This window comes from Nonomuraea sp. NPDC049400 (genome assembly GCF_044466425.1).
Taxonomy (GTDB): Bacteria; Actinomycetota; Actinomycetes; order Streptosporangiales; family Streptosporangiaceae; genus Nonomuraea.
In genome coordinates this window covers 1-14016 of the sequence record NZ_JBITMP010000073.1, presented here as the reverse complement: position 1 = coordinate 14016, position 14016 = coordinate 1, and the positions used below count along the sequence as shown (strand labels likewise).

The following is a 14016-nucleotide window of genomic DNA, read 5'->3' as shown; positions in this document are numbered from 1 at the left end:
TTGGTCCGCGGATACTCGAGGAGCCGTTTCGGGTTGGAGGGTGCGGCCGCCTCTGCGCGGTCCGATCCCTGCCTGTCACCTGTCACCCGGGCCTCATCCTCCGGAGGCGGGTCAGCCGCGGCACCTCTCCCCTCCGCCCGATCGGGTGCCGCAGGGACGATCACAACGCTGGCGAGCAGCCGCCGCGCACGCGACGGTGTATCGCCACCAGCCGGTTAGGAAGCTCGCAGCATCGAACGCTGCTCTTTCAGGGTGGGCGGCCGGTCGCGCGCACTGCGTGCCACGATGATGGTCCGATCCCCCATGTCGAAGGTGGCGGTGAGCAGCAGCCCCGCCGTGCTCAGCAGATTGGCGTATTCGACGACGGTGCGCTCGCGGCCGTGGCGGGTGCGTGTCATCTGCAGCAGGTCCTGCGCGAGGCTCGGATGCGGTCTGGGCACCTCAGGCACCACGGATGCGACGATCCATAGCACGCTGTCAGGTCCGGAGAGGACCATCGCGGCCGCGACGCGGGCGAACAGATCGCGGGCGTCGCGGTCGGACAGGTCGTGGATCAGATCGGGGATGAGATAGAGGGGGTGAAAACGGATAGGGATCTCGGATCGCGCGCCGTGGTGACTTCCGCCTCCCCAGCGGCCGAAGAGATCGGTGCTCTGTGCAAGGCGGCGGGCTGCGGCATCGGCGTTATGGCCGTGTGCCACGAGAATCCCATTGACAGCGGGAAGGCGGAGGAGAATTTCAGACAGCAAGATCGCATCGCCGCCGATGGTGATCAGGTGTCGGACTTCGCCGGTGTCGGCCCTGATGGCATCAGCGATCGCCGGTGCCATGCTGGCGCTGCGGTGGGCCCGGTAGGCGGCGATGAGCTCGGCGGCGCCCGGCGGTTGATCGGCGATGAGGCCTTCGACGCTGCCGCGGCCAGCCAACAGTACGGGGTTTCCCATGCGTACGGTGGTGTGCATGGTTGCCAGCGACCTCCACCAGGGCCGTAGTGCGTAGATCATCACAGCGGGGCGCATGGATACTGGCCCGGCGCTGATGAGCAGGTGTCCGACGGTGGTCTGCTGGTAGCGCCCGCAAGGGTCCTGGCTGACCCATTCCTGAACTCGCCAGATGCGCAGGAGCCTTCTCAGGTCGTCACGGGTCAGCGTGCGCTGCCAGCTCTTCCTGTCCACAGCCTGCCTGCACCAGGCGTGCAGCTCATGGAAGCTGGCGGGCCCGTCCTCGAGTCGATCTGGAATGCGCAGCTCGCACAGCAGGTAGAGCGCCTCGAACAGGTCCAGACGGCGAAGGATCACTTGGATGGGCCACACCGGTTCTTGCGTGCCACCCCCGGACAGCAAACGCACATGGTTAACATCGCCCAATCGCCGCTTCCCCAGGGCGGATTCCATCACTGCTCCCTGGGCGGAAGCGGAGCTGGTGGTCACAAATCTGTGTCCCAGATCGGACAGATGGTAGACCCCGTCGGGCGTGCGAGGGGTCCATGTGTGGGCGTGAGCCACACGCAGTACGCGCTGGAGGTAATCGCGACTGCGGTCCGGTTCAGGCGTGGCCCAGTCGGCAAGAGCATCGGCTGTGGCGGCCGAGCGGGCAAGGCGGTCAAAGATTCGCAGCTCACACAGCGTATGGAGAGCGGCGTAGATGGGCAGGTTGTCGAGAATCCTCTGGATGGCTTGCCTCGCCTCGCCAACCTGGGCGGGCTCCACGTTGTCGGCAGGCGCGGGAGTGGTCATAGATGCCCCCTCATGGAAATGGTGAAAGTGGACGACGCCATCAAGCGAGAACTCCAGCTGGCCTGGCGCGATGCCACGCCACGGCGGCTGGCGAGCCGGGGCGCCGGATGAGCTACGGTGGCGCTCACCATGCCGCGGGCGGAAAGAACAGGCCAGCCGGCGATACGAAGGGGCCACCAGCCTGGCCATGTCCGCCTCGCTTGTGGAACATGCCCGGCAACGACGATGCGCGCATCGAGGCATCGAGCGTCCCAATGAGCAGGCCAGTTCTAGGGCGAGGAGTGCCGGCTCGCGGGCACGGCGATCATGAGGTGTTGACCGTGCGACAGGCTTCTCTCCTCATGCAGGCGGAGTCCGGCTTGTTCCATAAGGGTTCGAAGGTCCTCACTGGAGCGGTCGAGCCCGGTAAGGAGGCTGTCCCAAATGCGCATCCCGGGCTCGCCCAAGTCGACGCAGGGAGGTTGCGGCGCCGGTAGCGGACCATCGATGTACCAGAGCTGGCTGTCGCCGCTGGACCCGAGCAGGCTGGCGCATACGGCCGCAAGCAGCCGCAGGCATTGTTGGCCGGGCAGATGGCGCAAGAGACGGGCCAGGATGAAGCGGTCAGCGGGCGGCGCCTGTGTTGGCAGATGAGCGGCGGTCAGCTTGACCCGGTGCTGCAGCCTCTGTGCAGCCAGGTACTCCTTGGCGCGAGAGTCAGCGCCAGGCCACACCACCAAGGTGCCTTGAAGGTGCGGATGGGCCGCCAGGACGGCGGCCAGCAATTCGCCTTGGCCTCCGCCGACTTGGGCCACGGTATGGGCCGAGGCGATGTGGTCCGCTCCCAGACAGGCCAGATCACGGCCGATGGCGGCGGCGATGGTGTCGCCGAACTCGGCTAGACGGGGACTGTAGAGGGGCGCTTGTGGGGTTGGTGCGCTCGCCAGGTGGGTGTGCTGAGTCGAGATCGGGGCATGGTGGCTGCTTCCGCGGCGCGCCGGCGGCAGCATCTCGGCCTGTGTGAAAGACGTGAGCGCGGCGACCCTCGCGGGGCCAAGGGTGCCGAGCCGGAAGTGGCCGTCCTCAAGCACGACAATCTTGTGGTGGCGAAGGATGTTGAGGGTGATGGCCATGACGGTCTGGGTGGCACCACACCATGCCGCCAGGTCATCGCTGGTCATGGGGCCTTGCATGGCCAGTGCTTCGGCACCACCGCAGGTGATGAAAAGCCGCAGCTTACTCAGCCATGATGGCGAATCGTTGATGGCGGAAGGGGCGGCGACCTGCGGCGCTGGTCCAGTGGCAATGCTGTGGAGTTTGTGCGGGTGCGCGGGGTGGGACGGGGGTGTCGTCTCGGGATGGCTCATGCTCTTCCTTTCGCCACGGCGTTTCTCACAGTTGGTGTTGGTGGGCGTCCTGTCCGCGTCAGGTGTGGGCCAGGGGGCCACGCCGATCGCCGGTGGCGGGCCCCCTGGCCCCCGCCCCTCTTATGGCATGGGTCGGGGCGGGGAGACCGCGACCTGCTGCGGTGGGCTGCGCAGGTCGCGGTGAGGTTCTGGATCGGTATCCCAGCGGGTGCTGCTGTGCCTCCACTGGGGTTTCGGGCTGGGAGCGTCACCCCGGAACAGTGGCGCCAGAGCCGTGTGTGGGCGGTTTCGATACGGGTGGAGCCGCGTGTTATCGCGGAGGTGAGGCGTCCGGGTTGATGCGGGCGATCACAAGCGTCATCCCTGCCGGCAGATCCGGCTTAGCCTCGGCGGCGGGCAAAATGAATCCGGCATCCGTGAGCAGCCTGCTCAGCGCGAACAGGTCGCGCTCCTGACCTCCGACGGTGAGCGCCATCATGATCATGTCCAGTGCATGGCTAGGGTGGAGCCGAGCGTCTTCCATCTGGGGGTCTTCGGGGAGCACGTGTTCCATCAGGAACAGTTCAGCGCCGGGTCCGCTCTCGCCCATCGCCGAGGCGAGCCTTTTGAGAAGGACCGCGCACTGGTCGTTTCCGTAGTTGTGGATGACGCGTGAGAGCAGGTACACCGCTTGCGGACGGGGCGGGACCTCCTTGAACATGTCGCCGTTGACGACCTCGTACCGGCCGGTGAGGTCGGGATAGGCGGTGGCCAGGTGATCGCGGGCCTCGTCCGCGACCCGGTCGAGTTCGACCAGCACGCCACGCAGATGCGCATGGTTGCGCAGGGTCTCGGCGAGCAGAGTGCCGCGGCCACCGCCGACGTCGACCACGTACTGCTTGCCGACGAAGGCGCATTCGCCCTCGATGTGCCTGAACGAGCAGGTGGCGACGTGGGAGGCGATCCTGTCGCTGAAGCGGGACATGAACTCGTCGAAGGTGCGCTGGTCCGCCGCGGGCTGGCGTTGCAGGCAGTCATACAGCCCGCTGGCTCCCTGCAAGGCGGATGGCTTGCCGGTCAGGATCGTTGAGGGCAGGGATGCCATCGCCATCCGGGACAGGTCTGTGCCTCGCCACATCACGCCTGGCCGCATCGACCCGTGGGCGGAGCTGTCGAGGGTGCGCCCCGCCGTGGTCAGTTCGTATCCCTGGGTTGAACGTGTCACCAGACCGCCGGCTTCGGCCACGCCGAGGAAGCGCTCCAGCTTGCTGACGTCGACGTCCGGGGCGTCGGCGTTGATCCTCAACCAGTCGGCGAGTTCGGGTCCGGTGGCCGGCCCCTGCGCCAGGCGATCGGCCAGGCGCAACTCGCAGAAGGCGTACAGCACCATGTTGAGCGCGGCGGCATCTTGGATGCGCTGGATGTGCCGGCAGGCGTCCTCGGGCGCACGATCAGGGGCGGATTGACCGACGGGGTGCGGGTTGGGGGTTTTCATGGGGCGCACTCCTGATGGCTGTTGGTGGTGGAGGGGGACGGAGATGCTTCAGGTGTGGGAGTAAGGGCTGGCATCGGCAGCAACATGGAGCAGACGTCGAGGGAGCGGCGCAGGTAGTTGCGTTCCTGCATCTGGTCGGCGACTCGCTGAAGCCGATTGCGGGACAGCGACAGTGGAAAGGTGCCGAGCGTGATCGACTCTGCGGTCTTGGCGTCCAGCTTGGGGATGTATCCAAGCAGTGCCTTCGTCACGAGGGCGCGGTTCCCGTCCACCGCCGACTGGGCACAGGACATCGCGATCTGGAAGCGGGTGAGCAGGTCCGTGTGCTTGCTGGCCCATGTCTTGGTGGTGGCCCAGCCGGCGATGGGGAAGCTGTCCAGAGCGCTGTCCATGACGTCGACGAGAGTGCGGCCCCCGAACTGGCTAGCGTAGGAGGTGATGAAGGGCTCGGTCATCCAAGCGGCGTCGATAGGCTCCGCATCCGGTGCGGTCCTGCTGCGTTCCAGCCTTTCGGTCATCTTCTGCAGCGGGACGGCTGTCATGGTGACGTCGTTCTTGGTCAGGCCGTACTCTGCCAAGACGTATTCCGTGCTCAGGGTGCCGATGGACTCGAGGGTCACGACGGCGACCGTCTTCCCTCGCAGATCGGCGGGCGTGCGTAGTGGGCTGTCCTTGCGCACCATGAGTTTGAACGTGTTCTTGCCAGCTTGATAAGCGTCGGCGAGAAACTTGAGTTCGTCCGGCCTGGCCGCCTCGTGCTGGAGGGCGGTCACGTAATTCATGATCGCCACGTCGAGTTTGCCGGTCTGCAAGAGCGGTAGGGCTGCGCCGCCGCCCTGAACGAAGGTCGTATTGGCGCGCAGCCCTTGTCTCTCGAGATAGCCCCCCTTCGATGCGGCTACCTGCAGCGTCGCGGCCTCCGGAATGTACATGCTGCCGACGTTGACCGTCGTCAGCTGGGCACCGGGTGGGGCCATGCGTACCTCGCACAGCGAGGCAGGCTCGCGCGAACAACCACTCAGAACGGTCGCGAGAACGATAAATGCGACTAGAAGTATACGTTTTGTGCGTTTCATGAGGCGATCCATCAAGCGGTCGAGTCGGTCGACGTGGTGGCGGATGGAAGCCGATCGACAGGGCTCTATCGGGCCGCAGCGTGGACTTTGCTCCGCTCCCAGCCATGCGCATTCGGCGCCACAGGAGTCCGCGGCCGGACGCTCAGTACGGCTGCTCGCTCGCCGGGACGGTCAAGCGTGTGCCGGTGAAGGTCAGGCGTTCGTCGCTGCGTACCAGGCCGCGCCGTACCACCGGCCGCATGGTGCGAGCCACGTCGTGCTCGTGAGCGAAAGGTGCACCTTCGACGCACCTGGGCCTGGGGCCGGGCTGTCGGTGTCATGCCCGGACCCGTTGTTCTGCTTCCACCAGCAGTACGCCGCCAGCGTGTTCAGCGGAACCGGCTCCGAAGCGCCCACGAGATAGTCAGCGATCTTGAACTCGGCGACCGCCGCCAGCTCGCAAAAGTCCCAGAGGCAGCCGAGAATAGTGGGCTGGTCGGGCCACATTTCATGGCGGGGATGTTCGCGCGGCGGTAGCACCGGCGCTGTCACGACCGCCCCGGTGTGGGAGAAGGCGACGGCGTCGCGCTCACGGGCGAAGTGGTGGGCGCTGATGACGTCGGTGTGGAGGTGGCCGACGGCGGGGCGGGCGCCAGCATCGAGCTGACGTCCACCGGCTTGTCGAGCTTCTCATAGGAGTGCACGAGGGCCGCCAGGTGCTGGAGCGCCTCGGCATTGAGCTCCGCGGGGAACCTGCCCAAGGCGATCCGTGGGAGAACGCCCGGCTTGATCTTGGTATACGTGCGCATCACCTCGGTGACCTCGGCACGATTGGCGGCGGCGTCTTGCTGGCCGCAGAGAAGTGCACGCTGCAGTCGCTGCACGATGTCGGAGTGCTCGCGAGCGTAATCGGCGGTAACAGCCCAACCGGCAATGGGAAGCAGTGCTGCTTCGCCCGCCATCACCACGTCATACAGCTCGCGCCCGCCATTGTCCCGCCACTCGGTGATGAAGGGCTCGGTCATCCACGCGGCATCGGCCAAGCCGCGCTCCAGATTGAGGGCCATGTCCGGTAAGGCAACCTCGGCGAACGCGACACGAGAGTCGCTGACGCCCTCAGCTTTGAGCGCCACCTGGGTCGTCAGCGTGCCGACACTGTGCAACGTTGCCACAATGACCTTGGTCTTGGTCTCCGCCAAGTCCGCCAAACGGTGAATTGGGCTGTTCGCCTTGGTCATGAGTTTGAACGCACCCGGAGCTCCCTGGTACGCGGGCGCGATGACGGTGACACTGCCAGGAGCTCGGCCCTCCGCAATGAAGGCGGTCACGTAGTTAACGATGCTGGCTTGGAGCTGACCGCCTTTCATCATGCCGATGGCCGGTCCGCCGCCCTGCACGGTCACCGGTTCGACGTTCAGGCGTTCTTTCGCGAAGTACCCCTTCTTCATCGCGATGTAGAAGGCAGCGGAATCGGCGATCGGCATGACACCCACCTTGAGCGTGGCAATGTCGGTGCTCGCGGGTGTGGCACTTGTTGCGGCGCATGCCGTGTTGATAGTTCCAGGAACGGTGCCTTGGGTTGAGGGTGCCGCGCGACGATCAGTATCGGCCGTGCAGGCACCCAGAGCAGTGCTCAGGAGGAGCACCACCACGCATGTGTTCACTTTGTGTATCGCCATAGGAGCTCTCAGTGAGGATAGGTGGTGTGAGGAGATAGCACGCCCAACGACCGTGGCGAAGGGTCTCGTCTGTCCGAGCAGACGCTGCCGACTATGAGCCGGCAGACGAGCAGTGCCCCATCTGCGGATGCCCGTCCTCCTCAAGCGACGAGTGGGGCGGTCCAGGAAGCAAGGGGCATCGAGGCGGCCCGGTGCCAGGCTTACTGTTGGTCATGGAGTGGGCGGCTGTTGGCGGACGGCCTCCGAACCGGCCGCTACGCGTTCGTCCGAGTGGACGGCTATGGATGGCGAGCAACGTGCTGGCGTGCGCGTGACCTCCTTTCGGGTTTAGTTGCCGATGCCGCAGGTCGCGCCTCTATGCCAGGTAATGTCGGCGACTCCAGTGGCTGTGTGTCACACGGCCGCCGGAGGTTGTTGTGCCCTGCGCTGACTTACGGACCCCAGTCAGCGCAGGGCACAACCCTCGCGGACGCCCCCCGCCCGGGCGTCCTGCCCTCAGCCGGCCACGTGGCCATCCCTGGCGGCGGCGTTGGCCGCCCTGTGACACGGTCATTGAGGCTGAGGTGGGCTCGATCTCCTCACAGCGCCGCGTGATTATGATTGCCGTAAGGCGGGCGCGGCATGATCGCAGAGGGCTGCATCCCCCACGTCACGGCTTCCCAGCCGTCACGGCTGTGCCCGGCACCTGGCTGCGCAACGACGCACACATGCCAAAGGTCCCGTTTCACAGCCAGCCGACCGGACCACCTCACGCATGGCTCACGCACCCTAAGACGGGCCCACCAACGTTGACAGCGCCCATCCAGGCGATCGGTCTCGCTTGTTGCGTGCTTGGCGAAAAGGGCGTCCTTCCTGACGTGGCCAGCGTTGCGTTGGGATGACTAGACCGCTCCCCCACGACAGCAGGATTGGATGATCCGGCGCAGGTCAAGGGACTCTTGCCGTACGGTGCATTGCGCGCGATCCAGGACCCCGTCACCCTCTGACGACGCTGACGGCGGCAACCGTCCATGCGCCGGCGTGCTTTGGCGGCCATGTCGTGGGCCAACGAGCTCAGCGCACGGACCGTCGCGTTCGAGGGTGGTGGAGCGTGATGCAGCGGCCCGGTTCACGGGTCGGCCCTCAGCGCGCGCCGGGACGCGTCGCACGGGCCGTTTCGGACCGCTCGTTGGAGGGCTGAAGGCCATGCCACAAATCCTATTCCAGCCCGCACCTACCTGTCACTACCTGTACCTACCTGATTAGCATTATCCCAGGTCACATAGGGTCAGCCCATGAGTATTGACCTGCTCGGACCCGACCCGATCTATCGACAGCTCGCGGCCGTCATCCTCAAGCGGGTCAATGACGGCACCTACGCACCCGAACTAGGTCCCATTCCTTCGGAGGCGGCTTTGTGTGAGGAGTTCGGTGTTTCCCGCAACACCGTGCGTTCCGCCGTTCGGACATTGAACGAGGAGCATGTGCTGCGCACTGTCATGGGGCGCGGTACATACGTCATCCCGATCGATCGACGGATCGCCGCCGTCATCGTCGACCGGATCAGCAACGGCACCTACCGGCCTGGCCACCCGCTTCCGTCCGAGGCCGCGCTGGCCAAAGAGCAGGATGTCCGGCGCGAGAGTGTGCGCTCCGCGATCGCCCACCTGACCGAGGAAGGTGTCTTGCGCACCGTAGCAGACCAGGGCACGTTCATCGCCCAACGTGATACGGCGCCGCCCAACGAGTAAAGACGCGGGAGCTTACAGGTTTCCTGAGCCGTTTCTGAAGGCGAGTCTCATCGATCACGTCATGCTCTTGGTTGGAGGCCCGGATCGGCTGGCGCAGCCTGGCCCGTTGTGTGTCTCGCTGGGGGTATCGAAGGGGCGTCAAGCGCGCCGGCGAGGCGGACGGTCACTCGTGTGCGGGTGCTGGTCAGGTGCTTCGACCTTAGCGGGAGTAGATGCCCTTCGTGGTCACAGGTGAAGTCTGAGCGGCGGGGTCGCGCCGTGTTGCGCGCGACCCCGCCGCGCCCGCCCAGGGCCGAAACCGGGCCCGAGGGGCGGGTAAGCCGCGGCATCCGATCACCGCCAGAGTTGGAATGCCGTGGCAAGCGATCACACCGGCCACCTGGGCTGGGTGTAGGTGCCTCAGGTGGCTGTTGGTGTGGACGAACAGTGGTGGTGGTTCAAGCTCACAGGCGGCGGCTTGTTGACGGGAGCCGCTAACGCACTCGACCACCGGTTGGGGGTGTCAGGCTGACAGTCCAGCACTGACGATGTGGTCCGCTCCCGTGATGCTTGCAGCACGGGATGAGAGGAGGAAAACTGCCAGGGCTGCTATCTCCTTGGGATCAATCATGCGACCAGTGGTCATGCCGACGGTGGCGGGCAGGGCTGCATAGAGAGCATCAAGGCTCACGGCGTTTTCTGCTGCCACGCTTTCCCAGAGGTGGGTAGCTGTTGGGCCTGGGCTGATCGTATTGCTCCGCACACCGTATGGCCCGTATTGGATGGCCAGGTGCTGACTCACCGCGATGAGCGCTTTCTTCGCCGCACCATAATCTAGGGGGCTCAGCCCCGCTCGGCGCGCACTCAGCCCGGCAATGTGCACGATTGCACCTCGACGGGCGATCAAATCAGGCAGGAGCTCGTCGGCTACGCGCAAGGCGCTCACCACATTGACGTCGAAGGTCGCCTTCCAACGCTCAATGATGTGCACCAAATCATCCTGTAGCGAGGCGCCTTCAATGCCTCCGACGCAGTTGACCCAGAAGTCCACCTCGCCCAGATGTTGTCGGACGCGGTCGCCGAGTTCAGCAGAGCTCTCGGGAAGCGTGAGATCAACCTCCACCGAGGGCACTTTGAGGATGGCGAGGTCGTTACTGCCCTTTCGAGAGGCGGCGACGACTTCGACCCCTTCCCTGCGCAGTTCACGAACGACCGCGAGGCCGATGCCTCTGCTGCCGCCGGTGACGACAGCGCACTTACCTTCCAGGCCAAGGTCCATGAGTGATCCTGTAGAGGGGTGGGCTGCAAGAGCCGTCAAAATACGAACGCGTGACGGAGGGAGTGTCGGTCGATGTAGCTGGTCGTGGCAGCAATCTCCATCGCCACGTGCCCCGGTGTATCGCCTGTGATCAAGCCCAGAACAGCCCACACCACCATGGCCAATTCCTCGGGATGGTGGGCGAAGTGGGCGACAGGATGATCGGCATAGAACTCCAGGCCGGAGCATTGCTGAGCGGCCAGCGGCGCCGGCAGCGTCGTGTTGTAAGCGTCGGCCAGGGCGCCCAAATCCCAGAGCTTGCCAAGAGCCTTGGTCCGGGCGAGACGGACCCTGATGGTCCCCGGAGGGTCTTGGGGCACAGACGGTCCCACGACGACTTCCAGGGACAGAGAGCGGGTCTCGATCACCTGACAGAGCCCTTCTACGCCAGGTGCGACATCTTTCCCCAGCAAATGCACGAAATCGACGGGGGCAAGTGCGGCCTCTGCATAGGCAAGCCAGCCCTCCAGTACGGCGTGAATGGGCCATGCATGCCACCGCGTTCCGGGCGGAACGACCTCCGCCAGCCTCTGATAGATGTCTGTGTCTGGCGGTTCGGCCAGGAGTCGATTCCACGCTGAGCACATCCCGGCCTCGGGCATGGCGAATTCGTCCCAGGTGGCGACACACGTGCCGTGGACCATGGCTTTCCAAGGGATGACGTGCTGCTGTTGGGGGCCTCGATACAGGCCATGCATGGGGTTGTGAGGTCCCGGCCCCCCCTGGGATCCGGGACCTCCGCCCGCACCGTCGGAACACCACGGGGTGCGGGGGTCATCACACCGCTGCCAGTCGACGGCGGCCTGTGCGCCTGGGGAAAGCTGTGGGTACGACATCTGGCCCCCTCTGCTGTGATGGCTGTTTCCGGCCAGGCGCCGCCGTGGATGCTCGGCATTGGAGCAGCCTGGTGGCTCGCCAGCTGCAGCGGTGATCGATTTGTGGAAATCACGATTACCGCTCAGCCGGTCACCTAAGTGCGTGGCTGGTGAATACAGGGAAGTATTCGACACCCAAGTACTCAGGTGCGCTATCGAGACTGTTGGGGCGTCTGGGCGTTCCTAGACTTGCCCCCAAACGATCTCCTGTCAACCGTTTGACAAAAGATCATTTGAGTTCTTTAATCAAAGCCTGGAGCCCAGCACGCCCTCTGGCTCGTCCCGCCAGATGGGACCCGCTTAGTGGCGCAAAGGAGGCTGCCTGATGACAGTCCCAGACAATCTTGAGCCCTTCACCTTGCCTTCCCTGACCTGCCCGTTTCCAGTTCGCGTCAGCCCTCACGTGGCTGCGATCCAAGCGGGCACCCAACAATGGGTTGAACATTTCGACATACTCACACGACAACAGATGCACCACTTCACCCGCGCCGCCTACGGCGAGCTCACCGCGCGCGTCTATCCCTACGCACGCCTCCCGATGCTGCAGTTGACCGGCGACTGGATCAGTTGGTTGTTCGCCATTGACGACGTGATCTACGAAAGCGACGGCTCCGTCGCTGCGGCGCAAACGATCCCAGAACTACGCCGCGTCTTGACGGGCGATCACAAGGGCAGCTCCGGGTTCGGACGCGCGCTGGCCGACGTCTATACCCGCATCGCCGCCGTGGCGAACGCCGAACAGCTCCGCCGTTGGACGACGGCCACAAGCGAGTATCTGCTAGCGCAGTTGTGGGAGCTGGCCAACCGGACCGATGACCAGGTGCCCACCCTGGAAGCGTACGTCACGATGCGACGCTTCACCGGCGCCATGCACACGGTCTATGCGCTCATCGACATCGCAAGCGAGCGCCCCCTTGCCGCCAAGATGTGGTCCGACCCACAAGTTCACGCGCTCCGCCGGCATGCGGTCGACGTGGTCGTCTGGGATAACGACCTGATCAGCTGGCCAAAGGAGCGGCTGTCGGCCAACGGCGTTAACAACCTGGTGTCGGTGCTCATTACTCATGAGGGGCTGTCGGTCCAGCAGGCTATGAAGCGGATCGTCCGCATGCGTGAGGAGGCCGTCGCTCACGTCGCCGCCCAGGGGCAGTTGCTCATCGGCCGCCGCCACGACCCCCTGACCGCGCTGGTGCGGGGCCTACAGGCGTGGATCAGCGGAGCCCTGGCGTACTCGACTCGCAGTTCCCGCTACATGTCTGCAAGTAATCGCGCGGAGTCAGCGGGCGATGAAGTCCAAGACGTCGACCGCCAGTGAGCTCGGGGCGCCGGCCTCGCCGAGGGCAAACCGTATGGCATCGGTCAGGCTCAAGGCGGTGCCATAGGCGAAGGCTTGCTGGTAGCCCTGCTCGCCGATCAGGTCTTGGACCTGGCGAGCGCAGCGGGCGTGATCGTCTGCGAAGAAGGGGCTGCCCAACATGGGCAAACCATACTCACGCCAGTTCACCTCGGCCGCGCCCTGGAGCACTGCGGCCGCTGATGCCGGGTAGCCGGCTTGGATCACTAGCTGCGACAGAGCCTCCAGGCACAACACGATGCCTAGCACGTCGTGGAAATGCCGTTTGATCTTCAACGCGGTGCACAGCGACGCGATGGCCTCCGCCGTCTGCTCGAGCGCCCGCATGGCCAAGGCCTGCACGTATAGGGCGTAGCTACGCAGCCACAACTCGCCGGTGGCCTGGCAGTGTCTCAGGCATTTGGCCAGTAGCGGGAGGGCTTGATTCGGTTCCTCTCGCATGATGACCACGAGGGCCAGCTCCACCACGGCTGGCAGCAGGCCTTGATTAAGGTGATCGAGATCTCCGCGAAGATATCCGAGAGCCTGGCCGAGGTAATCGCCGGAGGCCCGCAGATCACCGCTCAGGAGGGCAGCCGTGCCGAGCATCTTGGTGGCGACCACGACGCCCTCCAGATAGCCGATGCTGATGGCCTCGTCGCGGCAAGCCCTGGCGGCAGCGGTGGCGCGCTCTAAGTCGCCTTGTGCGTTGGCCAGGTAGGACTCGGTCCACAGAACCTTGCACCGTGTGGGAGAGGGCGTGGCGTTAACGCCGAGAGCGCGCCGAAGGTGGTGACGTCCTTCGGCGCTGAAGCCACACGCCACCCACAAGAACCACAATGCACTAACCAGTTCCAGCCCGTGGCCGGCCTCGCCCGGCTGGGTGAGGCTCCAGTCGACGGCCGCTCGCACATTCGACAACTCCACGCGCATCTGGTTGTACCAATGCACCTGCCCGGCGCCGGACCAGGCCGCCTCTCCTTGGTGGGCCAAGGCGAGGTAGTAGTCGCGGTGACGTCGACGTAGTCGCTCGCTCTCTCCGAGTTCAGCCAGCCACATCCCCCCGTACTCGCGCAAGGTGTCCAGCATCCGGTAGCGGCTGTCGGTCTCGCGCCGAAGGATGGACTTGCGGACAAGCGCGTCGAGTAGCGGAGCGATCTCCCTGCCCGCCTGGGTATCTCCACAGACAGCTTGGGCCGCCTCAACGTCGAATCCGCCAGCGAAGACCGACAGCTGGGCCCAAAGCAGGCGCTCGTCAGGTTCGCACAGTTGATGGCTCCACCCGATCGCGGAATACACGGTGCGGTGTCGATGGGCCGCCTCAACGTCGGCCTCGGTCCCGCGCAGGGCCCGGGAATGGTTGAGGTGGGCAAGGAGCTCCTCAAGCGAAAGGCGGCTTAGCCTGAATCCACGGCGTGAAACTTTGAGCGAGGACCAGGAAATCAAGTGAGGTGCCCTTTGAACTGGGAGGATGGGAGTTCTTCACGCTTC

10 protein-coding genes are annotated in these 14016 nt (G+C 65.1%); 2 read left to right on the top strand and 8 right to left on the bottom strand.

The window, feature by feature from the left end; translation table 11 throughout:
• Positions 1 to 215: 215 nt before the first annotated feature.
• From ACIBVN_RS54740 to ACIBVN_RS54720, 5 genes are all read right to left on the bottom strand, one after another.
• Positions 216 to 1736 carry a methyltransferase gene (locus tag ACIBVN_RS54740; protein ID WP_397149857.1) on the bottom strand — a complete coding sequence of 507 codons (1521 nt, stop codon included), beginning with the start codon at positions 1734 to 1736 and terminating at the stop codon, positions 216 to 218.
• Between the two features lie 269 nt (positions 1737 to 2005).
• Positions 2006 to 3082, bottom strand: coding sequence for a methyltransferase (locus ACIBVN_RS54735; RefSeq protein WP_397149855.1), 1077 nt, complete (start codon positions 3080 to 3082; stop codon positions 2006 to 2008).
• 310 nt (positions 3083 to 3392) lie between these two features.
• A complete protein-coding gene (locus tag ACIBVN_RS54730; protein ID WP_397149853.1) occupies positions 3393 to 4556 on the bottom strand; it encodes a methyltransferase in 1164 nt (387 codons plus the stop codon).
• Complete coding sequence (locus tag ACIBVN_RS54725; protein WP_397149852.1) at positions 4553 to 5632, bottom strand: ABC transporter substrate-binding protein; 1080 nt, start codon at positions 5630 to 5632, stop codon at positions 4553 to 4555. Before ACIBVN_RS54725 ends, ACIBVN_RS54730 begins: the two co-directional genes overlap by 4 nt.
• A 527-nt stretch (positions 5633 to 6159) precedes the next feature.
• On the bottom strand, positions 6160 to 7290 hold the full coding sequence (locus tag ACIBVN_RS54720) for an ABC transporter substrate-binding protein (RefSeq protein ID WP_397149850.1): 1131 nt from the start codon (positions 7288 to 7290) through the stop codon (positions 6160 to 6162).
• 1274 nt (positions 7291 to 8564) lie between these two features.
• On the opposite strand from ACIBVN_RS54720, the gene ACIBVN_RS54715 reads away from it, so the two are divergent.
• Complete coding sequence (locus tag ACIBVN_RS54715) at positions 8565 to 9020, top strand: GntR family transcriptional regulator (protein WP_397149849.1); 456 nt, start codon at positions 8565 to 8567, stop codon at positions 9018 to 9020.
• A gap of 502 nt (positions 9021 to 9522) precedes the next feature.
• Here ACIBVN_RS54715 and ACIBVN_RS54710 read toward each other — a convergent pair.
• The gene (locus ACIBVN_RS54710; RefSeq protein ID WP_397149847.1) at positions 9523 to 10278 is read right to left on the bottom strand and encodes an SDR family NAD(P)-dependent oxidoreductase; all 756 of its coding nucleotides are present in this window, start codon (positions 10276 to 10278) and stop codon (positions 9523 to 9525) included.
• A 35-nt stretch (positions 10279 to 10313) separates the two neighbouring features.
• Positions 10314 to 10961 (bottom strand): hypothetical protein, encoded by a 648-nt coding sequence (locus tag ACIBVN_RS54705; RefSeq protein ID WP_397149845.1) that lies wholly within the window; start codon positions 10959 to 10961, stop codon positions 10314 to 10316.
• 556 nt (positions 10962 to 11517) lie between these two features.
• Between ACIBVN_RS54705 and ACIBVN_RS54700 the strand changes: the two genes are divergently transcribed.
• Positions 11518 to 12507: a hypothetical protein gene (locus ACIBVN_RS54700; RefSeq protein WP_397149843.1), complete on the top strand. Its 990-nt coding sequence runs from the start codon at positions 11518 to 11520 to the stop codon at positions 12505 to 12507.
• Here the strand turns inward: ACIBVN_RS54700 and ACIBVN_RS54695 are convergent.
• On the bottom strand, positions 12469 to 13824 hold the full coding sequence (locus tag ACIBVN_RS54695; RefSeq protein WP_397149841.1) for an ATP-binding protein: 1356 nt from the start codon (positions 13822 to 13824) through the stop codon (positions 12469 to 12471). The two genes, ACIBVN_RS54700 and ACIBVN_RS54695, sit on opposite strands and share 39 nt — an antisense overlap.
• Positions 13825 to 14016: the final 192 nt, after the last annotated feature.

What these genes read in the sequence shown, in the direction of transcription:
- ACIBVN_RS54740 (WP_397149857.1), bottom strand. Translation starts at nt 1,736, where the DNA reads ATGACCACTCCCGCGCCTGCCGACAACGTGGAGCCCGCCCAGGTTGGC.
- ACIBVN_RS54735 (WP_397149855.1), bottom strand. Translation starts at nt 3,082, where the DNA reads ATGAGCCATCCCGAGACGACACCCCCGTCCCACCCCGCGCACCCGCAC.
- ACIBVN_RS54730 (WP_397149853.1), bottom strand. Translation starts at nt 4,556, where the DNA reads ATGAAAACCCCCAACCCGCACCCCGTCGGTCAATCCGCCCCTGATCGT.
- ACIBVN_RS54725 (WP_397149852.1), bottom strand. Translation starts at nt 5,632, where the DNA reads ATGAAACGCACAAAACGTATACTTCTAGTCGCATTTATCGTTCTCGCG.
- ACIBVN_RS54720 (WP_397149850.1), bottom strand. Translation starts at nt 7,290, where the DNA reads ATGGCGATACACAAAGTGAACACATGCGTGGTGGTGCTCCTCCTGAGC.
- ACIBVN_RS54715 (WP_397149849.1), top strand. Translation starts at nt 8,565, where the DNA reads ATGAGTATTGACCTGCTCGGACCCGACCCGATCTATCGACAGCTCGCG.
- ACIBVN_RS54710 (WP_397149847.1), bottom strand. Translation starts at nt 10,278, where the DNA reads ATGGACCTTGGCCTGGAAGGTAAGTGCGCTGTCGTCACCGGCGGCAGC.
- ACIBVN_RS54705 (WP_397149845.1), bottom strand. Translation starts at nt 10,961, where the DNA reads ATGGTCCACGGCACGTGTGTCGCCACCTGGGACGAATTCGCCATGCCC.
- ACIBVN_RS54700 (WP_397149843.1), top strand. Translation starts at nt 11,518, where the DNA reads ATGACAGTCCCAGACAATCTTGAGCCCTTCACCTTGCCTTCCCTGACC.